The sequence below is a fragment of the Trinickia dinghuensis genome, assembly GCF_003367175.1.
Classification (GTDB): Bacteria; Pseudomonadota; Gammaproteobacteria; order Burkholderiales; family Burkholderiaceae; genus Trinickia; species Trinickia dinghuensis.
On record NZ_QRGA01000013.1, the window covers coordinates 93,603 to 119,068 of the forward strand.

24 protein-coding genes are annotated in these 25,466 nt (G+C 63.7%); 10 read left to right on the forward strand and 14 right to left on the reverse strand.

The features are described from left to right. Positions 1 to 13: 13 nt before the first annotated feature. The 8 genes from DWV00_RS22210 to DWV00_RS22245 all read right to left on the reverse strand — a co-directional run bounded on the left by DWV00_RS22210 (position 14) and on the right by DWV00_RS22245 (position 9,722). Positions 14 to 1,897, reverse strand: coding sequence for a chloride channel protein (locus DWV00_RS22210; protein WP_115535839.1), 1,884 nt, complete (start codon positions 1,895 to 1,897; stop codon positions 14 to 16). Between the two features lie 274 nt (positions 1,898 to 2,171). Further along, positions 2,172 to 3,320, reverse strand: a complete 1,149-nt coding sequence (locus DWV00_RS22215) for a porin (RefSeq protein ID WP_115535776.1) — start codon at positions 3,318 to 3,320, stop codon at positions 2,172 to 2,174. Between the two features lie 78 nt (positions 3,321 to 3,398). Next, the gene (locus DWV00_RS22220; RefSeq protein ID WP_115535777.1) at positions 3,399 to 4,661 is read right to left on the reverse strand and encodes an ABC transporter substrate-binding protein; all 1,263 of its coding nucleotides are present in this window, start codon (positions 4,659 to 4,661) and stop codon (positions 3,399 to 3,401) included. A 22-nt stretch (positions 4,662 to 4,683) separates the two neighbouring features. Next, complete coding sequence (locus DWV00_RS22225) at positions 4,684 to 5,880, reverse strand: PLP-dependent transferase (protein WP_115535778.1); 1,197 nt, start codon at positions 5,878 to 5,880, stop codon at positions 4,684 to 4,686. Next, the gene (locus DWV00_RS22230) at positions 5,877 to 6,617 is read right to left on the reverse strand and encodes a FadR/GntR family transcriptional regulator (RefSeq protein WP_115535779.1); all 741 of its coding nucleotides are present in this window, start codon (positions 6,615 to 6,617) and stop codon (positions 5,877 to 5,879) included. The genes DWV00_RS22225 and DWV00_RS22230 overlap by 4 nt, the downstream gene beginning before the upstream one ends. 225 nt (positions 6,618 to 6,842) lie before the next feature. Next, positions 6,843 to 7,916: an ABC transporter ATP-binding protein gene (locus DWV00_RS22235; protein WP_115535780.1), complete on the reverse strand. Its 1,074-nt coding sequence runs from the start codon at positions 7,914 to 7,916 to the stop codon at positions 6,843 to 6,845. A 4-nt stretch (positions 7,917 to 7,920) separates the two neighbouring features. Next, positions 7,921 to 8,760, reverse strand: coding sequence for a carbohydrate ABC transporter permease (locus DWV00_RS22240; RefSeq protein WP_181885555.1), 840 nt, complete (start codon positions 8,758 to 8,760; stop codon positions 7,921 to 7,923). Positions 8,761 to 8,762: 2 nt separating this feature from the next. Continuing rightward, the gene (locus tag DWV00_RS22245; protein ID WP_220274724.1) at positions 8,763 to 9,722 is read right to left on the reverse strand and encodes a carbohydrate ABC transporter permease; all 960 of its coding nucleotides are present in this window, start codon (positions 9,720 to 9,722) and stop codon (positions 8,763 to 8,765) included. 282 nt (positions 9,723 to 10,004) lie between these two features. On the opposite strand from DWV00_RS22245, the gene DWV00_RS22250 reads away from it, so the two are divergent. The 3 genes from DWV00_RS22250 (at position 10,005) to DWV00_RS22255 (ending at position 12,520) form a co-directional block, all read left to right on the forward strand. After that, complete coding sequence (locus DWV00_RS22250; RefSeq protein ID WP_115535781.1) at positions 10,005 to 10,925, forward strand: bifunctional helix-turn-helix transcriptional regulator/GNAT family N-acetyltransferase; 921 nt, start codon at positions 10,005 to 10,007, stop codon at positions 10,923 to 10,925. A 162-nt stretch (positions 10,926 to 11,087) separates the two neighbouring features. Then, the gene (locus tag DWV00_RS34165; protein ID WP_181885556.1) at positions 11,088 to 11,249 is read left to right on the forward strand and encodes a hypothetical protein; all 162 of its coding nucleotides are present in this window, start codon (positions 11,088 to 11,090) and stop codon (positions 11,247 to 11,249) included. A 200-nt stretch (positions 11,250 to 11,449) separates the two neighbouring features. Continuing rightward, positions 11,450 to 12,520, forward strand: coding sequence for a hypothetical protein (locus DWV00_RS22255; protein WP_115535782.1), 1,071 nt, complete (start codon positions 11,450 to 11,452; stop codon positions 12,518 to 12,520). 39 nt (positions 12,521 to 12,559) lie between these two features. Here the strand turns inward: DWV00_RS22255 and DWV00_RS22260 are convergent, their stop codons facing one another. Then, entirely contained in the window at positions 12,560 to 13,150 is a 591-nt protein-coding gene (locus DWV00_RS22260; RefSeq protein ID WP_115535783.1) for a 2-hydroxychromene-2-carboxylate isomerase, read from the reverse strand. A 163-nt stretch (positions 13,151 to 13,313) separates the two neighbouring features. Between DWV00_RS22260 and DWV00_RS22265 the strand changes: the two genes are divergently transcribed. Further along, the gene (locus DWV00_RS22265; protein WP_115535784.1) at positions 13,314 to 13,883 is read left to right on the forward strand and encodes a TetR/AcrR family transcriptional regulator; all 570 of its coding nucleotides are present in this window, start codon (positions 13,314 to 13,316) and stop codon (positions 13,881 to 13,883) included. A gap of 38 nt (positions 13,884 to 13,921) precedes the next feature. Here DWV00_RS22265 and DWV00_RS22270 read toward each other — a convergent pair whose 3' ends face one another. Next, the gene (locus DWV00_RS22270; RefSeq protein ID WP_115535785.1) at positions 13,922 to 14,662 is read right to left on the reverse strand and encodes an SDR family oxidoreductase; all 741 of its coding nucleotides are present in this window, start codon (positions 14,660 to 14,662) and stop codon (positions 13,922 to 13,924) included. Between the two features lie 118 nt (positions 14,663 to 14,780). On the opposite strand from DWV00_RS22270, the gene DWV00_RS22275 reads away from it, so the two are divergent. After that, complete coding sequence (locus DWV00_RS22275) at positions 14,781 to 15,806, forward strand: NADP-dependent oxidoreductase (RefSeq protein WP_115535786.1); 1,026 nt, start codon at positions 14,781 to 14,783, stop codon at positions 15,804 to 15,806. Positions 15,807 to 15,833: 27 nt separating this feature from the next. Here the strand turns inward: DWV00_RS22275 and DWV00_RS22280 are convergent, their stop codons facing one another. Continuing rightward, a complete protein-coding gene (locus DWV00_RS22280; protein WP_342766999.1) occupies positions 15,834 to 16,205 on the reverse strand; it encodes a GNAT family N-acetyltransferase in 372 nt (123 codons plus the stop codon). 156 nt (positions 16,206 to 16,361) lie between these two features. On the opposite strand from DWV00_RS22280, the gene pdxR reads away from it, so the two are divergent. Further along, positions 16,362 to 17,852 (forward strand): MocR-like pyridoxine biosynthesis transcription factor PdxR, encoded by a 1,491-nt coding sequence (pdxR, locus tag DWV00_RS22285; protein WP_115535788.1) that lies wholly within the window; start codon positions 16,362 to 16,364, stop codon positions 17,850 to 17,852. An 18-nt stretch (positions 17,853 to 17,870) separates the two neighbouring features. On the opposite strand, the gene DWV00_RS22290 is transcribed toward pdxR, so the two are convergent. Both DWV00_RS22290 and DWV00_RS22295 read right to left on the reverse strand, forming a co-directional pair. Next, the gene (locus DWV00_RS22290) at positions 17,871 to 18,278 is read right to left on the reverse strand and encodes a VOC family protein (protein ID WP_115535789.1); all 408 of its coding nucleotides are present in this window, start codon (positions 18,276 to 18,278) and stop codon (positions 17,871 to 17,873) included. Between the two features lie 268 nt (positions 18,279 to 18,546). Next, positions 18,547 to 19,635, reverse strand: a complete 1,089-nt coding sequence (locus DWV00_RS22295) for a hypothetical protein (protein WP_115535790.1) — start codon at positions 19,633 to 19,635, stop codon at positions 18,547 to 18,549. 250 nt (positions 19,636 to 19,885) lie between these two features. Between DWV00_RS22295 and DWV00_RS22300 the strand changes: the two genes are divergently transcribed. The 4 genes from DWV00_RS22300 (at position 19,886) to DWV00_RS22315 (ending at position 24,741) form a co-directional block, all read left to right on the forward strand. Beyond that, positions 19,886 to 21,349, forward strand: a complete 1,464-nt coding sequence (locus tag DWV00_RS22300) for a helix-turn-helix domain-containing protein (protein ID WP_181885557.1) — start codon at positions 19,886 to 19,888, stop codon at positions 21,347 to 21,349. A gap of 76 nt (positions 21,350 to 21,425) precedes the next feature. After that, positions 21,426 to 22,448: an OTU domain-containing protein gene (locus tag DWV00_RS22305; protein ID WP_147297955.1), complete on the forward strand. Its 1,023-nt coding sequence runs from the start codon at positions 21,426 to 21,428 to the stop codon at positions 22,446 to 22,448. A 203-nt stretch (positions 22,449 to 22,651) separates the two neighbouring features. Continuing rightward, positions 22,652 to 23,539: a TylF/MycF/NovP-related O-methyltransferase gene (locus DWV00_RS22310; protein WP_220274725.1), complete on the forward strand. Its 888-nt coding sequence runs from the start codon at positions 22,652 to 22,654 to the stop codon at positions 23,537 to 23,539. Between the two features lie 65 nt (positions 23,540 to 23,604). Further along, complete coding sequence (locus tag DWV00_RS22315) at positions 23,605 to 24,741, forward strand: cupin-like domain-containing protein (protein ID WP_181885558.1); 1,137 nt, start codon at positions 23,605 to 23,607, stop codon at positions 24,739 to 24,741. On the opposite strand, the gene DWV00_RS22320 is transcribed toward DWV00_RS22315, so the two are convergent. After that, on the reverse strand, positions 24,727 to 25,425 hold the full coding sequence (locus DWV00_RS22320; RefSeq protein ID WP_181885559.1) for a GNAT family N-acetyltransferase: 699 nt from the start codon (positions 25,423 to 25,425) through the stop codon (positions 24,727 to 24,729). The genes DWV00_RS22315 and DWV00_RS22320 overlap by 15 nt on opposite strands. Positions 25,426 to 25,466 lie beyond the last annotated feature (41 nt).

Genomic DNA, 25,466 nt, shown 5'->3' on the forward strand with positions numbered 1-25,466 from the left:
ATCGGCTACATCGTCACTCCTGCCGTACGACCGTCGATTTGGTCTTGCGTTCCGCGCCCGGTGCATCTTCTCGCGCCGTGATCTTTTGCCGAACGACGCCGACGGCCTCCTTCGACGCGTCTTCGTCCTTGTGAGGCGAAGCGGCCTCGCTGCTGGTGGTCGTCCAAAGGTGCCGGAACTGTTCGCGTTCGCGCTCCTCGGAGAAAACGGCCGTCGACGGCTTGAGCAGGTCGAACCGCGACACGATGCCGAGCAGACGGAACGTCTTTTCTTCCACCACAGGAACGCGATCGAGTCCCTTCACCGCGAAACGAGCCGCCACGTTTCTGCACGTCTCGCCCGGCAGGGCGACCTCGGGTACCGATCCAGCAAACAACGTACCAACCGGCGCCTCGATGTTCTGAGCGGCAAGCCGATCGAGCAGCGCCCGATCCACGATCCCCAGGAGCGCGCCGGCGGCGTCGACGACAGGAAAAGCGCGGAACTTCTGGTGCGCGCCGAAGTGGTCGTTCAGCACGTCGGCCACGATGGTTTTCGCATCGATCGTCGCGACGTTGCGCGACATGACTTCCTCGACGTAATGCCGCTCGAGCGGATCGATGCTGTACTCGCGGTAGATGTGATAGCCGCGCCGCGCGATCTTCTCCGTGAGAATCGAGCGGCGCATGAGCAAGACGGTGAACCCATACGCGACCGATGCCGCGGCCAGCAGGGGCAGCAACGCGTTCGCATCGCCGGTCAGCTCGAATGCGAAGACCGCCGCCATGATCGGCGCGCGCATCATGCCGCCGAGCGCCGCGGCCATGAAGATGAGCGGCCACACCGCGGGGTCGCCGCCCGGCATGTAGGGCCCGACGATGGCGCCCACGCCGGCGCCCATCATGAGCAGCGGCGCCAACACCCCGCCCGACGTGCCCGACGCCAGCGCGATAACCCAAATGATCGCCTTGATGACGACGATCGACACCACGGCGTGCATCACGAGGTGGCCTTGCAGCAGATCGCCGATGACGTCGTAGCCGACGCCGAGCGTGCGCGGCTGAAAGTAGCCGCCGATGCCGACGACGATCGCACCCAGCGCCGGCCACCACATCCAATGGATCGGCAGCTTGCCGAACGTGTCCTCGACCTTGTAGAGCCACGTGGACAAGCCCCACGACAGTGCGCCGGCGATCACGCCCGCGACGGCCGACGACAAAAGACCGATCGGGCCGAGCACGGCGGTATGCAACGGAAACAAAGGCCCCGACCCGAGCAGCAGCGGCCGTGTAAATCCGGCCACCGCGCATGCGATGGCGACCGGCAGCAGGCTGCGCGGCCGCAATTCGAACAGCAGCAGTTCGATCGCGAGCAGCACCGATGCAACCGGCGTACCGAACACCGCGGTCATGCCCGCGACGGCGCCGGCCACCAGCAGCGCCTTTCTTTCGGCACTCGTCAGACGGAAATACTGGGCGATGAGCGAACCGATCGCACCGCCGGTCATGATGATCGGGCCTTCCGCGCCGAACGGCCCGCCGCTGCCGATCGCGATCGCCGAGGCGAGCGGTTTGAGCACGGCCACCTTCGGCGACATCTTGCTCTTGCCGAACAGGATGGCTTCGATGGCTTCCGGAATGCCGTGGCCGCGAACCTGCTCCGAGCCGTAACGGGCGATCACCCCCACGAGCAGCCCGCCGACCACCGGCACAACGACGACAATCCAGCCGAGCGCATTCCCCGACGGGGAATGGTTCGCCGTCGAGATCTGCTGGAAAAAGAACAGGTTCGTGAAAAATCGAATCAAGTGCAGAAGAAAATCCGCCGCAATCGTACTCAATGCGCCGCCGGCGGCAGCGATCGCGCTGATACGCAAAAGTCGGACGTCTGTTGCGAAATCGCCCTTGTCATCGCTCATGAACATCCCTTGTCGAAGGGCCGAACAACTCCGGCCGGTGGCGCTATATATATCACAGTGTGATGTATTGTGCGCAACACATTGGAGCCTGCCGCACGCCCGACCCATGCGCCCGGCGGCGATGGTGCAGCGCCGCGTACGGGTCGCGCCACGTCGCCTCGAGGGTTGCCGCAACAAGCATTCCACAAGGAAATATTAGGCGCGATGAAAGGATTTCGTTAGTGGTGCTGGGCCGCCGGCGCTCGGCCGGCGGCCTGCATTGGACCGGCGTCGATCAGAACCGGTGTCTCAGGTCCACTTGAAGCAGCGTTTGCGAGGCCGCGCCGTCAGTGCCATAGGAGCCGATCGTCGCCTTGGCGGCCTGCGTGCCGCCGTTCGCGAGGCGCTGCGTTCCGCTCGCACGCTGATAGGCCGCCTGCAAATAGATATCGGTACGCTTCGACAATAGGTAGTCCGCGCCGAGACTCGCTTGGTTGTACTTCGCGGACGTGTCGCCCGATGCCGCGGTATAGGCGTACCCGGCCACCATCATGAACGCCGGTGCGAACTGGTAGGCGACGAACGCCTTGCCGTTGTTGAATTGCTCGGTCGTCGCATACGTCGATTCGCCGTCGGGCCGGAAGGCCGAGTGGCTGTAGGAGCCGCCGACGGTCAGCTTCTGCCATACGTACTGGGTGCCGATCTGTGCGATGGCCAGCGTATGCGCGCTCTGGTAGGCATTGTTGATCGAGCCGCCGTCGAACAGCGAATCGGCCGACGATCCCACCCAGCCCGTGCGGGCCGCGCCCGTTGCGGTGCTGGGATTGGTCGCCTGGAAATAGCTCGCGGCAACGCCCAGCGGGCCTTGGTTGTAGCTGATGCCCCCGCTGTACGAATACCCCTGCCCGATGTGCCCCGCCAGCCCGCTGAAGCCATACGTGCCTTCGACACGCCATCCGGCAAAGCTCGGGCTCACATACTTGACCGAGTTCGACTGGCGCAGCGAGTTGTCGTTGTTGTCGACGTCGCCCGGTGTGGTGAATGCCGAGCCGTAGTTGTCGGCCGAGATCGCTTGGACCATGTCGACCGACGCATCGTATTGGCGGCCGAACGTGACGGTGCCCCAGGTCGTGCTGTTCAGGCCGAACCTGGCCTGCCGGTTGAACAGCGTGTTATTCGAACCGAGCTTGCCGTTCGCGGCGTTGAAACCGTTCTCCAACTGCATGACCGTCGACAAGCCGCCGCCAAGATCCTCCGTCCCCTTCAAGCCCCAACGGCTTCCTGCCAGGTTGCCCCAGACGCCGCCCTGATCCGTCTTGATGTAGCCGAGGAACGTGTAGTCCATGATGCCGTAGAGCGTCATGGAACTTTGTGCGTGAGCCGATCCGATATTAATTAGGAATCCTAAACAAACTAAACGCGAAAAAACCGACCTCTTGAGCATTGCATCGTCTCCAAATTGGACTGTTCTATCGAATAGCGGAATCGTGGAAGAGCGGAATCGGGCCTTTCAGCCCGTCGATCACCGACCCGCCAGCTGCTTCTGTCTTGCCTTCGTCAAATAGTTGGCCCACTGCGTATTCATTTCGGCCGGCGAAATCTGGCCGAGCAGCGTCTGCTGTCCGTACTTCGTGACGAGCATCGAATCGAAATAGGCGTAGCCGGGCACGTCCTCGGGCAACATGGTGGGCACCTGGTTCTTGTCGTCCAGTTCGTCGAACCACGCCTTGTACTGCTCCTTCGCGTAAAACGGATCTTTGGCCGCGCTCTTGTAGATCGGCAAAGCGCCCGTACGCTTGTTCCAAACCAGATTGCCGGCCGGATCGTCGAGCGTCTGAATCAGCTTCCAGGCCAGCGGCTTGTGCGTGCTCGCCGCCATGATCGACCACCCCGCGAAGCCCATGATCGGGAACGACTTGCCCGAGGGCCCAGTCGGCATCGGGGCGACGCCGTATTGGTCCGGGCTCATCCGCTGCGCGATCGCGATCAGCGAATCGGGATCTTGATCGAGCATCGCGCAAGTGCCCGAGTAGAATCCGGCGACCACTTCGTTGAAGCCCCAGTTGACGCTGTCTTTCGGCGCGAGCCCCTGTTTGTAGAGATTCGCGAACCAGGTCGTTCCCTTGACCCAGGCCGGATCGGCCAGCGTGGACTTGCCGTCCGCGGTGAAGAACGTGTTGCTGCCGCCTGCAGTCGCGCCGAACATCATCCAGCTGGTCGTGGCGCCGGTGCCGCCGCGCAGGCAGTAGCCGTATTTGCCCGGCAGCGCCGAGATCCGTTTCGCGTCCGCGACGAACTCGTCGGTCGTGCGCGGCGGCTCGGCAATGCCGGCTTGCTTGAACAACACCTTGTTGTAGAACAGCGCTCTCAGGTAAAAGCCATAGGGCAGCACATAGGCCGTCTTGTTCACGTTGCGCGCGCTCTCCAGCGCACGCGCGTTGAGGTCGGCGGTGGCATTCCATTTGGCCAGATACGGCTCGAGGCTCTCGAGCTCATGGTTGCCGGCGTAGAGCGACAGCCACCGGTCGGGCATCTCCACCACGTCGGGCGAATCGCCGGCCGATACCATCGTCGCGAATTTCTCGAACGCTTGCCCCCACGGCAGCGACGTGATTTCCACATGCGTGCCGGGATTGTTCTTTTCGAACGAAGCGACGAGCCCTTGCAGCGTCTCGGTTCGCTCGGGACTCGTCAGCACTTCCACGAGCTTGATCGTGGTATCCGCGTGGGCATACGCGCCGGCAAGCGCGCAGACAGCACCGGCGATCAGCAGTTTCTTCGGCATTTCAGTCAGTCTCCTCTTCGATTTACCGCGGTTGAGCAACGCGTGCCAATGCAAGGGCTTGAGCGATGTCGGCCCAAAGCGCCTCGGTCCCCTCGAGCCCGATATGAAGGCGGATCACGCTCGAAGTCACATTGAAATCGATCACCGAGTTCGGCCCGGCAGCCTGACGCCTGGCTACGAGCGCGGGCACCACGAGGCTCTCATGGCCGCCCCAGCTGACACCGAGCTTGATGAGGCGCAGCGCGTCGCAGAACACGGCGACGTCGATCGTCTCGTCGACCGAAAACGAAAACAGCCCCGACGTTCCGGTCAGGCCAGCGGGCAAGTCCGACTCGAGCCGCGGATGATGAACCTGCGTCACGCCCGGCTCTTCGGAAAGGCGCCGCGCGATCGTCAGCGCCGCCGCTTCGTGCGCCTTCAACCGCAACGGCAGCGTGCGCAGCCCGCGCAGCAGGAGCCAGGCATCGAACGGGGCGAGCTTCGCGCCGATATAAGGACAAACGGTGCGGCGAATCCAGTCGATGAGTTCTCGCCGGCCGGCCACCACGCCGGCAACCGTATCGCTATGGCCGCTGATGTATTTCGTCGCGGAATGCAGCACGAGGTCCACGCCGAGCTTCAAAGGCTGCTGGAAAATCGGCGTGGCGCACGAGTTGTCGATCATGGAAAGCGCGCCGTGCCGATGCGCCATCGACGCCAGCGCGCCGACATCGTGCGCCTGCATGAGCCAGCTCGTCGGGCTCTCGAGATAGAGCAGCCTCGCGCCCGGCAGCGCCGCTTCCACGGCCGCATGGTCCGCGCCGTCGACGTACGTGACCGACACACCCCATGCCTTCAGAAACGTCTCGAAGAAACGGTATGCGTCCGGGTAGACGCAGCGCACGCAGACGATGCGGTCGCCGGGCGAGACGAACGCCAGGACGGTGCCCGAAATCGCCGCCATGCCCGAAGCGAACCCGATCGCGTCATCGGCCAATTCGAGCATCGCGATCTTGCGCTCGAACAGCGTGACCGTCGGATTGGTCGTGCGCGAGTAGACATTGCGGCTCAATTCGCCCGCGTACATGCGGGACATTTCATCAACGGTGCCGAACGTGAAGAGCGAGGTCTGCACGATCGGCGGCACGACGGCGTCGTAAGGCTGCGCATCGTCGTGGGCGAGCACGAGCTGTGCGTACGCCAAAGCGTCGCCCGAGTGCGGCGACAGGTTGTCGATCATTTGGACATTTCCTTGATGTCGTCTTCGACCACGGCGAGGATGTCGAGCGTCTTTTGGCGCGCAAGCGCCGCGTCGCCATCGCGGATCGCATCGAATAGCTCTCGATGGAATCGGAATGAGCGGTGCGCGAAATCCGGCCGGTCGAATGGTTCTTTGAAGAAGCTGTCGAAAGCGTCTTGCATCTGTTCCAGCAGTTGGCGAAACAGCGGGTTGTGCGTCGCGTCGTAGATCGCGAGGTGAAAGCGCCGATCCTCGTCGCCCGCCCCGCCCTCTGCCCGATGGCGCCGCTCCATGATGTCGAGCGCCTGCTCGATCTTCGCGATGTCCTTGCGCGTCGCCCGCACCGCGGCCACCGCGCTGGCTTCGCCTTCGAGCCCCCGGCGCACTTCGAGCGTCAGCATCAGCTTGTCCCGCACCACGGCCGTGCCAGGATCGATCGTCAGCGGAACGTGGATCGTCTCGCTCGAAATCGCGCGCAACAGATACGTGCCGCTGCCTTGCCGCGATTCGACGATGCCGCGCGCCTGGAATTGCCGAATCACCTCACGGACAGTCGATCGGCCCACCCCTAACGTTTCCATCAATTCACGCTCCGTCGGCAGACGATCGCCGGGTTGGAGACCGGATCGGCCGATCCACTCCGCCAGCGATTCGGCGACAGCGCTCGTTCGATCCGTCACGGTGATGCGCGCAAGCGAAGGCTTGCCTGGCGCACGGCTTTGCGAAGATTGGGACATGGCATGGGCTCCTGTTGATATTCCCCGTGCTCGACGGCTGAACGGCCATTGAGCAGATATCAGACCATTTTATAACGAGCACTTGCCCCCACTGCTGGCTTGGCGCCGTTACGGGTCGGGTTCGGTCATCGCTACGCTCCTTTGCAAGTCCTGCTCGCTCATTTCCCCTGTACCCCTATACCCCTGTACTCCGTTACCTCAGCACCTCACCACCTCATCGCTGCGTCATGCCACGCGTATTCGCTGCCCGCTGTCGGGATCGAACAACAGCACGTCGGCCGGGTCGATCCGCAACCCCACGATCTCGCCCGCGTTCGGCGCGGCGAGGTTCGTCATGAAGATCGTCATCGGCTGCCCGTGACAGTCGAGATGAACAATGACGCCAAGCCCCGTCGTCTCGACGTTTTCTACGCGTGCCGTGAGATTCGGCGAGAGCGGGGACAGCACGATGCGTTCGGGCCTCAGACCGACCGTCACGCTCTGACCTTCGGCGCCTGCCATCGCTCGCCCGGACAACCTCAGAAAATGCCCTGCAATCGTCACGAGGCTCCGGTCCCCGGTCAGCTCGCCCTTCAAAAAATTCATCGCCGGCGAGCCGATGAATCCGGCGACGAAGACGTTGGCGGGATCGTCGTAAAGCTCGCGCGGCGGCCCGATCTGCTGAATATCGCCGGCATGGAGCGCAACGATGCGATCGGCCATCGTCATCGCTTCGATCTGATCGTGCGTGACGTAAATCGAGGTCGCCCCTAGGTCGCGTTGCAGTTTGCGGATCTCGTAGCGCATCTGCTCGCGCAGGCGTGCGTCGAGATTCGAGAGCGGTTCGTCGAACAGAAAGGCTTGCGGCTGCCGCACGATCGCACGCCCCATCGCGACGCGCTGCCTTTGCCCGCCGGACAGATCGCGCGGCTTGCGTCCCAGCAAGCGGTTAAGGCCCAGCTTGGCGCTCGCCGCGTTGACGGATTCCTCGATGCGCTGCTCGGCGGTCTTGCGCAGCTTCAACGTGAAGCGCATGTTGTCCGCGACGCTCATGTGCGGATAAAGCGCGTATGACTGAAACACCATCGCCAGATCGCGATCTCTCGGCGGCAACTCGTTGACGAGGCGATTGCCGATCCGGATGTGCCCCTCCCCGACGCTTTCCAACCCGGCAATCATGCGTAGCAGCGTGGATTTTCCGCAGCCTGACGGCCCCACGAGGACGATGAATTCGCCGCTGCGAATCTCGATGTCGATGTTGCGAAGGACCGGCACGTCGCCGTAGTGCTTGCTCACCCCTTCGATTGAAATCGCTGTCATGCTTTCATCCCTTTACGGCGCCGGCCGTGAGGCCTTGCACCAGATATCGTTGAATCAGAAAGAAGAACGCGCAGACGGGAATCAGGGCAAGCGTGCCCGCCGCCATCATTTGGCCGAAGTCGACGGAGAACTTCGATACGAAGCTCAAGAGGCCGATCGGAAACGTGCTCTTGTCCGCCGACGAGTTCAGCATCAGCGCGAACAGCAGCTCGCCCCACGCGGCCGTGAAGACGAAGCCGATCGTCGCCGCCACGCCGGGCAGCGTCAGCGGCAATACGATTTTGACCAGCGCTTGGAAGCGCGTCGCGCCGTCGAGCATCGCCGCCTCCTCCAGGTCCTTCGGGATCCCGTCGAAGAACGACTGCATCAGAAACGCGGCGAATGGAACGTTGAATGCCGTATAGACGACGATCAGCCCCGTGAGGCTGTTCGTGAGCCCGACGTGCGCGAGCATCTTGAAGATGGGCGCAAGAATCAGCAACAGCGGAAACATCTGCGTCACGAGCATGAGACCGACGATCGCTTGTTTGCCGCGAAACTCGAAGCGGGAGAATCCATAGCCGGCGGCGGCGGCCGCGAGCACGCAGAGCAGCGAGGTCATGCCCGACACAATGGCGCTATTGAGGAAGAAGCGCGGAAACTGCGTGTGACGGATGACGGAGACGTAATGGTCCCAGCTCGTATGCGACGGCCACAGGCGAATCCCTTCTGTGTAGAGCAAATGATTCGGCGTGACGGAGACCTTGAGCATCCAAAACAACGGGAACAAGGAGAACGCGACGAAGCCGCCGACGACGAGGTAGTGCGCGGACCAGTAGCCCACGCGGTTCATTGAAATGCGCATGGTTATACCCTCCGTTTGACGAGCCGGCGCAATGCCATGAGTGCCATGGCATAGGCGAGCAACAGCACGAGCAATACCGCCGCGACGGCCGACGCGTAGCCGAAGTCGAGCCGCTCGAAGGCCTGGCTGAAGATGTAGCTCGACAGCGTCTGAGTCGAATCGGCCGGGCCGCCGTGCGTCATGACGACGATCAGGTCGGCGAAGTTAGCAACCCATACCGTGCGCAGCAGAACGGTGATCGCGATCGTCGGCGCGAGCAGCGGCAACGTGATATGCCGGAACTGCTTCCAAGCGCGAGCGCCGTCGATGGCGGCGGCTTCGTACACTTCCGGCGGAATCGACTGCAACGACGCGAGCAGCGTAATCGCGAAGAACGGAATGCCCCACCAGATGTTCGCGATGACAGGGCCCCACAGCGCATGCTGCGGGTCCGACAATACGTTGACCGGCGTGCTCATGAGCCCGAGCGCGTGGAGCCAATGAGGCAACGGGCCGACAACCGGATTGAACAGCCACGCCCAGTCGAGGCCGGTCAGATAACTGGGAATCGCCCACGGCAGGAACGTCAGCGCCTGCACCAGCGCCCGGCCCGGAAAAGGCCGGCTGAGCCTGAGCGCCAAGATCAGGCCGAACAGGAATTGCAGCGACACCGACATGACTGTCCAGGTCACCGTATTGCGCAGCGCGTTCCAGAAATTGTCGTCGGCCGCTAGCTGCCGGAACTGATCGAGCCCAACGAATTCGCCGCTTGCCGGATTGAGCAGCGATACGTCGTGAAATGCGTACGACAGCCCCACGACGAGCGGGATGAGCACGATCAGGACGATTAGGACGACCGACGGTGCGATGTACAAATACGGCTCCAACGCGAACTGGAACCGGCGCGCGGATACGCGGCGAGGCCGCATCGAGCGCAACCGGTCTCCCGCGTCGTCCGCCATGGACGAGGGCTGAATTTCCAAGACGTCTCCTTCATGTTTTTCGCGCGCAGCCATCCCTCGGCGGTCGTTTCCGATTTCCGCCGAATTTCCCACCGGGCTGCGATCAAATTGGTCTGACGTCTGATTATTTGAAGATCATTTTATTGCTGTCAAGAGGTTCCGGAGATTTCCTATTTATCGGGAAGGTGAGCACGCGTCCGCGCCCGAATGGCCGGCACTAGGGGTGCGACGGGTGCCCCTCCATTGACTTAGTTGCCTTAAGCAACTATAACCATGCTAAAGGCAACCATATAGAGACCCACTATGTCCGCCCGCCCGCTCGAAGATCGCGCAGAGACCATCCGCCGGTTCAATCGCTTCTATACGCGGCAGATCGGCGTCCTGCACGAGCATCTGCTAGATAGCGAATTCTCGTTGACCGAGGCGCGCATCCTTTATGAATTGGCCCACCGCGACGGTCTGACCTCGTCGGATCTGTGCCGCGAACTGGGGCTCAACGCGGGTTACGTGAGCCGCGTCATGACCGGCTTCGAGAAAAAAGGGCTGCTCGTGAAGATGCGCTCGGCCGGCGACGCGCGCGTCGCGCAATTGCAATTGACGGACGCCGGGCGCGCGACGTTTCAACCCTTGAACGACGCATCGAGGCGCGAGGTTGGCGCGATGCTCGAGCGGCTCGCGGAGCCTGCCCAGCAGCAATTGGTGAGCGCCATGGCCGAAATCGAGGCCTTGCTCGGCGAGACCGACCGCAGCTACATCCTGCGTGACCCGCAGCCCGGCGATATGGGCTGGATCGTCAGCCGCCAAGCCGTGCTGTACGCGCAGGAGTACGGATGGAACGCGGAATTCGAGGCACTCGTGGCAGAGATCGTCGCCAAGTTCATTCGCGAATTCGATCCGAAAGCGGAGCGATGCTGGATTGCCGAGAAAGACGGGAAGCCGGTCGGTTCGGTGTTCGTCGTCAAGCAGGACGAAGAGACCGCCAAATTGCGCTTGCTCTATGTCGATGCCGGCACGCGGGGCCTCGGGATCGGGCATCGCCTCGTCGACGAATGTCTGCGCTTCGCCCGGCTCGCGGGCTACAAGAAGATGATGCTGTGGACGAACAGCGTGCTCGTCGACGCACGCAGGATCTACGAAAAAGCCGGTTTCCGGCTGGTCGAGGAAGAACCGCACCACAGCTTCGGGAAGGATCTCGTCGGGCAGATCTGGGCGCGCGACCTGTAAGTTCTGCCGGTTGTTGCGATTGTGCAACGCGGCATGGCCTCTTTTAGGCTCTAGACGGCACTCTCTCGAAATTTTTTGTGCGATGCACTAGCGTGAATCTAGGGAAAACCCTAGAATACGAACTAAGGGATAACACCTAGCCGCATTCAACCGGGAGTCGCCATGAGCCTCATTTTCTTTGCCGTCGTTCAAAAGATCAGCGATTTCTTCGCTTCGCCCCACCTGCCGCTCGATACGGACTATTCGTTCGAAGCGCGCCACCGCGAAGCCGAGCGTCAGCGCCGGTCGCAAGCGACCGTATTCGGGATTCGTCTCGTCGACTGACGCACACCGAGTTTCGCGCGTTGGCCGGCGCCGATGCGTGAAGCTCGAGGGCTTTGCGCTCACAGTCTTCGCTCGAGAAGCCGGCGATGCACATCGATGCATCGCCGGCTTCTTCGTTTACATCGCTTTAGAACCGCTGACTACCGGGCACGCAGCATGCTGTCTCGGGCGATGGTTCAATTCATCTCTGCCCATTTTCGATGAAACTCGTCGCCCGAATGCTGCTGGCCGTCTGCACGGCCTGCCTGGTAACGTCGTGCGCCCACATGGGCCCGACACATCTCAAAGCCGATCAAGTCGATTACGCGCGTGCGCTCGGCATGGCTAAGAAGCGGGCCATTCTCGATGCAATGGTTCAATTGCGCTTCGCGGATGCTCCCTCGTTTCTCACCGTCAGCCAGATCATCGCGGCCTACACATTCGATGCAACGGTCGGGACCACGTTGAACGAAGGCTCCGGCGCGCAACCGAACTATGCACTTGCAAATGGTTCGGTGTCCTATTCGAATCACCCGACGTTCACGTTCACACCGACGACCGGCGATGCCTTCGCCACGGCCTATATTCGTCCGCTGGCACCGACGCTCGTGCTGCCGCTCGCGCAAGGCGGCATACCGATCGACTTGCTGCTGCGCATTTCGGCGCAGTCGATCGACGGCCTGCTCAACGGCACGGCGCTCGGCGGCTCGCGCAGTGCCGGTACGCCCGGTTTCTTCCAACTGATTCATGCGGCGCGGCGATTGCAACTGGCCGGTGAACTGAACGTCGAGCTTCGCAACGAGAAAGGCACGAATCACGTCTTTCTCGTCATCACCGTGCCGAGCGATAGCCAAGAGCCGCCCGGTGCCGCGGCCGATCGCCGCCTGGTGAAGCAGCTTCTGCACTTGCCGCACGACACGGGCAGTTTCGAAGTGGTCTACGGGCAGACGGCCACGCCTGGGCGGATTGCGCTGATGACGCGTTCGGCTCTCGGCATCTTGACCGATCTCGGCGCACAGATCGACGTTCCGGCCGCCAGCGTGGCAAGCGGTGCCACGAAGCCGACGGTTGGCCTCATCGGCGGGGAAACGCGATCGACGATCGTCGTTCATTCCGGATCGGCCGCGCCCACGGACGCTTACGTTGCGATTCCGTTCGACAAGACCGTCTATTGGATCGACAGCAACGACTTCGATTCGAAATATGCGTTTACCGTCGTGCAGGATCTGATGGCGCTCGCGGAAGCCGATACGAGTTCGAAAGCGCCGATCGTGACGATTCCGGCCGGCTGATCGGGGAAGATTCCCCGATCACAGCCCGGACTTTGCCCATTAGCGCAGGGCCTCCTCGATAAAGTCGAGCCGATCCTGCCCAAAGAACATTTCGTCCCCCACGAACATGGTGGGGACACCGAAGAGCCCTCGCGCCACGGCGGCCTCGGTATCCGCCTTCAATTTGCCCTTCACGGCGGGATTCTCGGCAAGCTCGGACAGAAAGGCCGAATCGAGCCCGGCCTCTTCCAGGACCGTCCGGAGGACGGACGCGTCACCGAGGTTGCACGGCCGCTCCCACATCGCCCGGAATACAGCGTCGACATAGCGCAGGAACAGCTGCTCATCGTGCATCTGCGCGCCGGCCGCCCCGCGCATGAGCATCAGGGTGTTGATCGGGAAATGCGGATTGTTCTCGTATCGCACGCCGTAACGCCGCGCAAAGCGCGCGACGTCCGTCCACATCCAATTGCGTTTCGCGGGAATGGCCGCGGGCGAACTATTGTTCGTCGCCTTGTGTATCCCTCCTACAAGAACGGGGCGATACGCGAGTTGCGCACCGTGCTCCGCGGCGATGCGCGGAAGTTGCGTCCATGCGAGATAGCTCGTAGGACTTCCAAAGTCAAAATAGAACTCGACGGTCTTCGTCATCTGCCATGTCCCTTATCGCTGCGTTAACCCGCTCCCTGCCCGGCACGCGTCATGCGCGGCTCGAAGTTCGGTCATGCACTATTGAACTAATGAATTAATGAACTATCGTTAACTGAACGAGGCTCATGCTATCCTCGATCAACCCTATTTACCCTTGCAGGCCATGCGCTATTCGAACTCGCACAAAGAGGAAACGCGACGCAAACTCATAGAAAGTAGCCGCTCCATTGCGAAGAAAGACGGTTTCGCGTCCACGGGAATCGATGCTTTGATGGCATCGATCGGGTTGACCGGCGCCGCGTTCTACAATCACTTTCCCTCCAAGCAGGCGCTGTTCGATGCGCTCGTGGGCGAGGAAGCGTCCAACAGCGCGCACATTCTTGCGGTAGACGCCGATGCCCCCGCGGACGATCTCGCCAAGCGTCTGCGCAGCTACCTGAGCACGCACCACGCCATGCATCCCGAATCGGGATGCGCGCTGCCGACGCTCGCGCCGGAAATCGCGCGCGCCACGCCCGCCGCGCGTACCGAAATAGAAAACTCGCTCAAACGCATCCGCAACAATTGGAGCGCGCACCTCGACGATCCCGATGCCGCTTGGGCAGCGATCGCTCAATGCGTCGGCGCCCTTTTGCTCGCGCGCACCGTGGAGAGCGAACGTACCCGCAAGGAGATACTCCGTGCGAGCCGGCGCTTTCTCGGCGAGGCGCTCGGCCTTGACGGGCTGAAGTAAGTCTCGCGTTTTCATGCGCGCTCGCGCAGATCGGGAAATCACCAGCGCTCCATGTAAGGACGCAGATCCAGCTCGAACGTCCATGCGTCGCGCGGCTGCTGGTGCAGATACCAGTAGTTCTCGGCGATATGCTCCGGATTCAGAATGCCGTCCTGTTCCTTCAGGGCATAGCGTTCCGGGAACGTCGTACGGATGAAGTCCGTATCGATGGCCCCATCGACGATCACGTGCGCGACGTGAATGTTCTTAGGGCCCAGTTCCCGTGCCATGCTCTGCGCGAGTGCGCGAAGCGCGTGCTTCGCGCCGGAGAATGCCGCGAAATTCGCTGAGCCGCGCACGCTTGCCGTTGCCCCGGTAAAGAGGATCGTGCCGCGCCCTCGCGCGGCCATGCGCTTTGCGACCTCTCGGCCGGTGAGAAATGCGCCGAAGCATGCCATCTCCCAAACCTTGAAATACTTGCGCGCCGTTTCTTCCAGGATGCTGCAGGGGACGTTCGCGCCGACATTGAACACCATCGCTTCGATCGGCCCATGCTCGGCCTCGACGCGTTCGACGAGCGCCACGACGTCCTGCTCCTCGCGGGCGTCGCTCCCGTAGCCATAGGCGCTGCCGCCCTGCTCCCGAATCCGGCCGACAAGCGGCTCCAGTTTGTCCGCCGACCGGCGAGTCACGCAAGCGACGTATCCCTCTCGGGCAAAGCGCATCGCGATCGCGCCCCCGGTTGCGTCTCCCGCGCCGATCACCAGCACGACCTTCGGCCGCGCATTGTCCGATTGCATGTCGTCTCCTCATAGCGAACGATCGTTCAGTTATAGAACGTTAATTAAATCGATGTGCCTTGTCAACCAGCCGCTTGACGCTCATCATTCGCTTTTACGCTCGAGGAGTCCTCACGCCATGTTGCCCTCCACTTCACGACAAATCGTCCTTGCCTCCCGCCCGTCCGGACGTCCGGTACCGGACAATTTCCGTCTGGAAGAGGTCCCCGTTCCACGGGCGCCCGCGGGGGGCCTGTTGCTTCGCGTTCTATATCTGTCGCTCGACCCGTATATGCGCGGGCGCATGGACGCAGCCAAGTCCTATGCGGCCGCCGTTGAAGTGGGTCACGTCATGGTGGGTGAAAGCGTGTCGGAGGTCGTCGAGTCGAATCACGCGGACTACAAGGTAGGGGACATCGTGCTCGCGCACACAGGGTGGCGTGACTATGCGCCGTCCGACGGCACGCGCTTGCGCAAACTCGACCCGTCGCTGGCGCCATTGACCACGGGACTCGGCGTGCTCGGCATGCCCGGTTTCACCGCCTGGTCCGGCCTTCATCTGATCGGCAAGCCGAAGGCCGGCGAAACCGTTGTCGTTGCGGCGGCGAGCGGGCCCGTTGGCTCGCTCGTCGGCCAACTCGCGCAAATGGTCGGTGCACGCGCCGTTGGGATTGCCGGCGGCGCCAAGAAGTGCGAGTACGTCAAGGACGAACTTGGCTTCGATGCCGTCATCGATCACCGTTCATCCGATTTTGCCGATGCCTTGGCCGCCGCGTGTCCACGCGGTATCGACGTCTACTTCGAAAACGTCGGCGGGGCTATTTGGGATGCGGTGCTGCCGTTGCTCAATACGTTCGCTCGCGTTCCTGTTTGCGGGCTGATCGCGCAATACAACGGCCCAAGCGGCAACACGGCGCAGGACCGCTTGCCGCGAACGATGCGCGAAATATTGAGTAAAAGCCTGACACTGCGGGGCTTCATCAATTACGAATTCGCGGACGAGCATTACCCTGCCTTCCTCGACGCCGTTTCCAAGGGCATCGCCGACGGCCGGATTCGCTATCGCGAAGACATTACGGACGGGCTCGAGAATGCGCCGGCCGCGTTTATGGGAATGCTGGATGGGAAGAATTTCGGAAAGGCGATCGTACGCGTTGGCGGCTAAGCGAATGTCAGGTGCCGCACGGCGCCATCACTGAAGATCCTCGGAAAAACGAAGCGCGCGCGGCAGCATGCCTGCACGGAAATAGAAGCGCTGGGCGAGGACGTTCGACAGCGCGGTGTCGAGCACCAGCTTCCCACATCGATGGCTGCGCCCGATCTCGCGAAGCGCATCGATCATTCGTTCGCCGTGGCTTCGGCCTCGTTCGCGCTCATCGGTGACCAAGTCGTCGACATAGAGGAAGCGGCCGTGAATCAAGTTATCGACCTGACGATAACCCGCTAACGCCACCGGCCTGCGGCCATCCCACATAGCCAGCAGTCGGTACTGCTGTGCGCGCTGAACGGCAACGCGCGCAACCAGCTCGTCAGGCGCACTCAAGTGCGGGCGCAACTGCTGCATGAGTTCGAAACAAGCCGCGACGTCGGCGTCGGTTTCCGCATGCTCGAGGGGCAAGAGCGTTGTCATAGTGGTTTTGGCGAATGGTTGGTGTAGTCTTCAGTCTCGCCGATCGATGGCATAGCCGACAGACACATCTTTTCCATTTCCAACTAGGCCATGAGTCAATCCGTCAACGCGCCGCCGTCCGCTGCTTCGACTATTCACGCGCAGATTTACGCGCGCTTTCGCGCCATGATCGAGCAGGGTCAACTCAAACCCGGGCAGCGTATCTCGTCGCTGCGCGCCCTGGCCGAGGAGCTTGGCGTTGCGCGCGGAACCGTGCAGGCGGCTTACGATCGCTTGCTGGGCGAAGGCTATTTGATCGCTCGCGGAGCCGCCGGCACGTTCGTCGCGGAACATACCGCCCCGACGAAGCGGCTATCGCAAGCGCGCACGGCAGAACCGGCACCGCGCAGCGCACCAAGCCGCGCGGTGCGGAAGCATGCCGGCGACGCGTGGTTCGAATCTGCAGGACAAACGCCCGCGATGCTCCAGCTAGGCATCCCGGCGCTCGATGAATTCCCGCGCAAACTTTGGACTAGACTGCTCGCGCGCCACGTGCGACAGATGCACGCACTGAACAAACCCGCACCGGCCGGATATGCGCCGCTGCGCGAAGCGCTGGCCACGTATCTTTACCGGTCGCGTGGGTTCGAAGTCCAGCCCGCGCAAGTCTTCATCGTGCCGGCTTATACGGCCGGGCTCGATCTCGCGGTGGATGCGCTCGGACTGACTGTTGGGCTGACTGCCGGGCCGCGGCGAGGCGCGGATCACGGCGTCTGGGTCGAGTGCCCGGGGTTTCCGCCGACGGCGCGGCTCCTCAAGCGCGTGGGTCTGCATTCGCATCTCGTTCCGGTCGACGAGCAAGGCCTCGATGTCGATTTTGGCCTGCGGCACTACCCGCGGGCGAAGATGGCCGTCGTCACGCCGTCGCATCAGAGTCCAACTGGGGTTGCGTTGTCTTTGCCTCGGCGTGTGGCGCTGTTGGACTGGGCGGCCAAGCATCGTGCATGGATCGTCGAGGATGATTACGACGGCGAATACCGATATCGAGGCCATCCGCTCCCCGCGTTGAAAAGTCTCGATACCCGCGACCGCGTGATCTACTCCGGCACGCTCAGCAAAGTCATGTTCCCCGGGTTGCGGCTGGCCTATGTGGTCGCCCCGCAAAGCCAAATCGAGGCATTTGAAGCCGCCGGCACAAGAGCCGCGCACGGCGGCTGTCCGGAGTTGATGCAAGCCGCCGTAGCCGAATTCATCGCGGACGGCCACTTCGCGCGCCACATCAAACGGATGCGGACACTCTACGCGCAGCGCCGTGCGATGTTGGCAACCGCGCTGCAACCATACGAAGACGACGGATACGTGGTGCGCCTTCAGGATGGAGGCATGCATCTCATGCTCGACGTCCCGGCCGGTAGCGACGACCTCGCCATGGCTCGCCGCGCCCGTGAGGCGGGCTTCGGGGTTCACTCCCTGACGGCATGGCGCTCGGGGCGGCGCGGTCAGCGCGCGCTACTGCTCGGGTTCACCAACATTCCCGACCAGACCGAGGCCAACCGCCAAGTCACGCTGCTGATGCGCGCGCTAGGAGACAAGCGCGCTTAACGCCAACCGCCCGACCGCTTATGCGGCCACGCCTGCGCCGTGCTTCTTGATCGCCTCGGCCGTCACCGGCGTAAACAAATTGACGAGGTTCCCGTCAGGGTCTCGAAACAACACGGAGCGATTGCCCCAGGGCTGCGTCGTCGGATGCTGCACGAAGTCCGTCACGACCCCGCTCAGCTTCTCGTAGGCCTCGTCGACGTCGGGCACGCGGAACTCGAAGATGGCCGAGCGGTTCTCTCCCCCGGTGGCGGCTCCCGCACCGAACAGCACCATCGTGCGCGTGCTGCCGACCGCCAACGTCGCGCTGCGCGTCGAGAGTTCCGCGTACTCTTCGGTGTACCAGATGGCCGTCAGCCCAATCTGCTCATAGAACTGCACGAGCCGTTTAACGTCGTCGGTGATGATTCGGGTGGAAACGAAGTCCATTTTTTGTCCGTAGGGAGTTGTCGTTGGCCGAACTGACACCGTCAGTCGGGCGTCGATCGGACATCGCCATCGCATTCCGGTGTGCGGCCTTGCCTGCAACGGCAAGGCAACTACGCGGATCAGAACGCGATCGCCCACGAATGGTATGGAAGGCCTACTGCCATCGTACTGTCAGCAGCGAAAGACCCGCCTGCGACTTCCGCTCTTGCGGCACGCACTCGCTCGCCGCCAAGCTTGGAAGCTGCTTGAACCGCCACGCCGGAGATCCTCAACCTCGCATTCCGGACAACCACGGCGCAAGCTCCACCTCGGCGGAAGCCTCTTCTTTTGAGGTGGCGGTGTCGCTGACCAGTTTGCGGCGAGCACGGTCGAAGTAGAGACGATGCGTGACCTCGTATTGCCGGGCGCTGCCGCGCATGTAGGCTTCGTCGTCCGACAAGAAGCCGACTCGGCCGCGCATCGCCTCGGGACCGATCAGTTTCCGCAGGGAACCCATGAGGACACCGGTCGACAACACCGGAATGTCGGCGAGCGAATCGGCCGTCGTCGGCATCGCGCAATGCGTGACGTCGTGGACGCGGTTGCGCCCCAAGGGCGTCGCCCGCTTTGGATCCGGGCGCGGCACGCTGGGGGCATTCGGAAGTGCGGCCTGTGCGTCGGAGTTCGCTGCGCGTGTAGGCACCGCATCCCCGAGACGATATGACTTCAGCACATGCGCCTGCGGTCGACCTCCGAGGTCTCCATAGATCGATTCGTCCACTTGCGCGACCACCGCCTTCACTTGACGCTGTCGCAGCGAATCGAGCAAGTGACCGAGGCGCGCGCGCTGCGGTTCGCGAAACCACGACGCCGGCAAGTGCAGCAGAACGACGCTGCCGGCTTTGAGCGCGCCCTCGCGCGCGGCCTGATCGACCACCGTGAGCAAATCAGGCAGGCCATCCGATGCGGCCTTGTCGCGTGCACTTCGCTCGGTGGGCCGCACCGAGCGTGGCTCGACCGGCGAATGCGTCACCACCAGCACGCGCCCGTCCTTAGACTCAGCCGCGTCCAAGAGCGCATGGCGTATCCCCTCGGTCGACTCGGTGCGCGCCGCGCCTCCCGTACCGGCCGCGACTTTGACAGCCGCTCGCGCACGCGCATCGAAATGCGCTCCGCTGCCCGAATGCAACGAAGTCAGTCCACTCAGCGTCGAATCCTCACTCAGCCGGCGCCTAGCGCGAGACGCCTCCGAGTCCATCCTCCGTTCGGAAGGCGTGCGCTCGAGCGCCCCCGTGCCGGGTCGAGGCGGCAACGACGAAGGGCGATTGTCTAGGTCCGGGCCATCGTTGCCGATGCCGGATTCGGTTCCGATCTTCATGGGTGTTTCGCGTGCGGTGGTCGTTCGATCCTCCCCCTCTTGCGCGCCCTCGTCTCACCCAATGCGAACTTGTGTTCGCGAACCCGCAACGTCGGCTGCCGCGATGCCGTGCGAAGCCGCCGAACGAGGCATCGCCCCCCCGATCCGAAGTCGCGAGTGCCGAAACGAAGCGACGTTTTCATCGCTCGCACGGCAGCCGCTAGAGTCGATCCGACCTGACGGCACGCCTGACCCATCGATGTTTCCAACCTTGTACCTTCCGTTGTTGTCGTCGCTCGGCGCGTCGAATCTCCCGGGCGGCAGCAAGGCCGACAGCAGAATCGCCACTTACGTGAACGAAGCGGATCTCGCGCTTGCGATGCAGCACGCGCATTGGCTGATCGAGAAAACGGGGGCGGCGCCGACCGAGGCGGCCTCGCTGCCCGCGCTGCTGCAATCGCTGGCCGATCTGGAAGCGGCATGCGGCGACGCGGCCGAAGCCGAAGCACTGTACCGGAGCGCGCAAAAGAAGTTCGCGGGATCGAAGCTGGAGATGCGCGCACTGTCGTGCCGCAATGCAGGCTGGCAGGCTCTACTGCGCTTCCGCCCCGGCGTCGCGCTGCTGTGCTTCATGCGCCTTGTCGATGAAGCGGAGGTGACGGCGGCGTGGCGGCTCGAAGGGCATTGCGGGCTCGGTTTGGCACTGCTGGCGCTCGGCGATGCGACTCAAGCGCTCGCCGTGCTCGACGAACTCGACGAAATTCTCGAGTCGGAACATGGCGTGACCGATCACGCTGCCTGGCGCGAAATCGCTACGCTATTGCGCTTCGACTTCGCCGTTCAGCACGAGTTGCGCACGAACGCTCGGCTCGACGACCATGTCTATTGGAAGACGCCGGCGCTCGAGGAGCGTTCGCTCAATCAAGGCGATCCGCACAGCGCCGCTCAACGGGCACAGCAGGCTGCGCGCACCGTGCCGATGCCGCTCCTGGCCCAACGGTTCGGCTACCTGTGCGCGCTGCGTCAAGTGATCGCCGGCGACCGCGAAGCGCTCGCCGACATCAACGACCATCTGGATTGGGCGCACCATAACGGCCTCGCCGACTACATGCGCACGACGCGCATCGAAGTTGCACTGGCATTGATCGCGGCGGGCTGCGAGGACGTCGCGGAGCGGGTGCTCGAACCGTTGCAGCGAGGAACGCGGCAGCAAGGCGCAACGCTCAGCGAACTCGACCGCACCTATTGCGCCGCGAAAACCTGCACCGCGCGCGGCCGCCACCAGGAAGCGCTGGCACTCTATCGAAGGCACGCGTCGATCGCCTCGCGCAGCCTGCGGCAGGAGGCTCATCCCAGCGTGACCTTCGCGAGCCGGCCCGCGCGGCGCCGGCCGCAGCTCGACGATCTCGGCGCACGGCTGCCGGCGCGGTACCGCCGCGCGTACGCGTTCATGCAGGCCAACCTGGATCGCAAGGACCTGTCGGTGCACGAAATCGCCGCCGAGATCGGCGTCACGGAGCGCGCCCTGCAGAACGCGTTCCGGACATTTCTCGGGCTGTCGCCGCGCGAAGTGATCCGCCGCGAACGGATGGAGCGGATTCGCGCCGAACTGGTCGCCGCCGATCGCGGCGTCATGCACACCGCACGCAAGTGGGGCGTGCACAGCCGATCGGCCTTGGTGGCGGGATACCGCAAGCAGTTCAACGAAGTACCGACCGATACGATCGAGCGCTGATCCGCGCGCCATTTTGTTGTACACGCAACCGATCTATCGGACACCGATCCCAACGGAATTTGCGAGGAACCTCCCGATGCTCGGTCTCATGCGATTGCTCGATGGCCTCGTCCGTGAGCTGGACGACTTCGCCGATCGCTTGGAAAGGCATGTCGAGCATCGGATCGCCCCGCATCAGGGCCGGCCCTGGGCATACGGCGCGGGCTACGAGCCGCACGGCCCTTGGTCCGTGCCTCACCCTCCGGCCGGCACGCCGTTCGCCGAGATGCCTCAGCGACACTACGGCTATGCCCCCCCTGTCGTGCGATATCCGCAGCAGTACTACACGCCGCCGCCCGCCGCGGCAACGCATGGCATAGCGCCGCCGGGTATCGCGCCGCACGGTAGCCTCCGACCCAACCCCACCAGCGCGGCCGAATTGGCGCGCCGCCGCCATCTATCGTCGCTCGCCGCGGAAAAACGGTGCGTCGACCGTTTCCTCCGAGAACTGCCGAGACTCGACGACGAATTCGACGCAGCGGCGAGCGCTCACGGTCGCGGTTTCGGCCACGAAGCGAGCATCGAATTCGACGCGCTGGAGCCGGACATCCGTGCGGCCTACTCGGCATCGCCGTCGGGCCGGCTCCAATACATGGAGGAAGTCGCGGCTTTCCGCACCACGCGCTCGCGGATCGACCGCGCACTTCAGCGTGCCGGCATGCATGCGGTACCGAACGACGGCATGACACCGGCGGGACGCAACGATTGTCTCGTGCTGTCCGTCCTTCATTTCCTGCCGCTCTCAGAGGCAAAGCGCCTCGAACTCGCCGCGCAGTACCGGCGCATCCTCGTCGACACGCCGGAGCTGGCGCTTCGGCCCAATGCGCAGATTTCGGCGGGCAGCCTCGCCGCGCGCCGGCTGCTCGAATTGGTCAACGCCGACCCAGGTCTTACGCCGAAGCTCGACGTCGTGGTCGTGTCCGAGCAGGACGGTGTCGTCCATCGGAATCGACTCGTGCCGAGCCCTCCCGCGGGTGCGCGCACGGTCGTGGTCTGGGATCAGGGTGGACATTTCGAAGCGCTCGCGCCGAGATCTCCGACAACGCGAGCACCCGGCTAGGTGCAGGCGATGGCGATGGCGATGGCGATGGCGATGGCGATGGCAGCATAACCATCGAAATACGTGCGCATCACGGCGTCCTATACGCGGTTCGCTCGCCGATGCCACGCTTCGGCCGAAGCGCAACGCCGCACCGCCTGCCGGCGAATACTGGAGGCTGCGCAACTTCGAGCGCGTGCGCCCTACGGTGCCGCGACGCATCCATGCCAGATCACTCCCTTCTCGACATCCCTTCGGCCCGCTCCGGCACGCTCGCCTCGCTTCGTGGCCGCCTCGCGCCGACGCGGCGATACGTCTGCGGCGAGACGCGTGCGGCCGACTTCGCTCAGCCGATCACGGCCACCCGAGTAGCCGAGCTATTCGACCAAGCCGACCGCGTTTTCGCCGACGAACTCGCGAAACGTAGAACCAGCGCAGCGGGTCTCGTCGGCGCCACCGCCGAGCACGCCGCGCGCGCACTGAACTACATGCATCAAACGTCCAAGCGGCTCACGCTGTGCGACGACGCCAAGCTCGACAACGTCCTCGAACTCACGCTCCGACTGCATGAGGAGGACATCCCGGGCGACTTGATCGAGACTGGGGTCTGGCGCGGCGGCATGACGATCTGGATGCGCGCGCTGCTGCGCGCGCTCGGTGACAACACGCGCAACGTCTGGGTCGCCGATTCGTTCTCGGGCCTGCCTGCCCCCGATCCAACGCTCGATTTGCGCGACGCGATCTGGGCTCACGTGATGACCTCGGTGCAGTCGCTCGAAGCCAGCCTCGACGACGTCAAGGAGGCATTCGCCTACGTCGGGCTGCTCGACGAGCGGGTCCGCTTCCTGCCCGGCAGGTTCGCCGATACGCTGCCGAGCGCTCCAATTTCTCAGTTGGCCATGATGCGGCTCGACGGCGACTGGTACGAATCGACCTGGGATGCGCTCGATGCACTCTACCCGAAGCTCGTGCATGGAGGCTATGCGATCGTCGACGACTACCGGCTGCCGACCGGATGCGCACGCGCGGTCGACGAGTACCGCTCCCGCCACGGGATCGGCGCACCGCTGATCGATGTCGACCGGCAGACGGTCTACTGGCGCAAGCCATGAACGGCGACATCCAGGTGGGCGGGCACCGACTACCGCCACCGCCGAAGCGAAACACGGCCGCCCCCATGTACGAAGCTCTGCAAGAACGATTGCTTGCGCGCCTGACCGAGCATTACCGGCCGCTCTCGCGCGAGGTCACGATCGACCTGACGGTCGACGACTGGCTGCCGGCATCGGGTCTCTTCACGCTCGGGCCGACGCTGACTTTTACACCGCGGCGTACTCCAAGCCTCGGCTCGGCTTCCGACGCGCGGATCGCGCTCAGCGCAGATCTGCTCACGGCAATGCTCGACGATCCCTCCGGGTTCGATGCACGCAATGCCCGCGCTCAAGCGCTCGGCGGCATCCGCATCTCGGGCTCGCCCGCCGTGGCAGGCTATTGGCTGCAGCTGCTCAAGCGGCCGTCCGTGCGCACTCGCCGCACGCTCGCGCGCGCGATCGTTCGAGCTCCGGCCGCGCTGGCTCGTATCGCGGAGGTCGACGCGATCCAGTGCAGCCAGGACGATCCAGCCCATGCCCGCATGGTGCTGACTCGGCTCGGCAACGCACTGCGGCATTGCGAGCCCATCGTTCTGCGCGGACTGATCCGTTGGCCCGAAATCGGCTGGACGCTCGAGCATTGGCGCCGCCGCGAAGGCGCGACACGACTGCGCCGGGACCCGGCGAGCGGCGCATGGCAAAGCGTCGGGGCATTTCTTGCGGACGTGGGCGGCGCGCAGGGAAGCACAGCCCCGTACTCCGACGGATGCGGGATCCCGGCGCACTGGGAATCGCGCTTCGTCCTGCCGCTGCCTATACCGCATGCATTCGGTCCGGGTCAATTGTGGGCCGGCCGCGCGCGCGACTCGGCGCCCGTCACGCGGCTGCACTGCGATGCGGCAAGCTCGTTCCTCGCGCAGCTTTGCGGCCGCAAGCGCATCCGCGTCTACGCACCCGCACAGCAAGATGCGCTCTACGCGCTCGATGCCTTCAACATGTATCGCCCCTGTCGGGTCGAAGGCGATACGCCGGACCTAGCGCGATTCCCGCGCTTCGCGCAAGCGCGCGGAGCCGACGTGACGATCGGGCCGGGCGACTTGCTGGTGCTGCCCGCCGGCTGGTTTCACGCAGTGTGGGCGCTCGACGACGTGCTATCGATCAGCCGGTCCGCGTACGATTCGGCTGTCGTGCGCGCATGCCGGATGGCATTACGGAAGCGGTAGCGCTGGGGTCGGCGCATAGCCGCCCAAACGCTCAAGGCGGGCGGCGTGAGCCTCGCGAGCGCCGCGATCGTACCGGCGGCGCCGTTCTGCCTGCATGACCGTCTCCGTGCCATCCTGCTCCGCGCTCATCGCCGAGGCCGGCCGGCAGATCGCGAACAGCAGCGCATCGCCGACCCCGGCCGCCGTATTCGGCAGCCACAACCAGTTCGTCAAACGGCCTTCCAAGGCGAAGCCGAGCCGCCGCATCGTACTGGCCGCGGGACTCTCGGGTGCGCAATAGGCGTGCACGCGGCACAGCTGCGGCTGCGCGAGCAGCCAGCGGATCAGCTTGAGCAGGGCCGCAAGTCCGGCTCGTCGCTGGCGAGACGTAGCGAAACGGCTCGTAATGACGCCGAGTTCCGCGCGCGGCGGGCCGGCGTGCAACTCGATCGACGCCACCACCGTGCCGCTCGCGCGGTCCGCCAACGCCCACGTAAAGCCGGTGCCGGCGGCCCATTCCCGCTGCTTTCTATCGATATATCGCAACGAATCGCCGACGCTTCGATGCCGAAGCAGCGACAGCCACTCGGTCTGCTTCTCGTCGCCGAGCATCGTCTCGTAGAGCGCGGGCGCGTCGTCCGCGACGAACGGCCTGAACGTCATGGCATCGGTTTCGATGAACGCAGGCGGCCTAAAACCCTCCATGGCTCCCTCCTTCGCGCGCGGCATGAAAGGCGAGGCGCCGC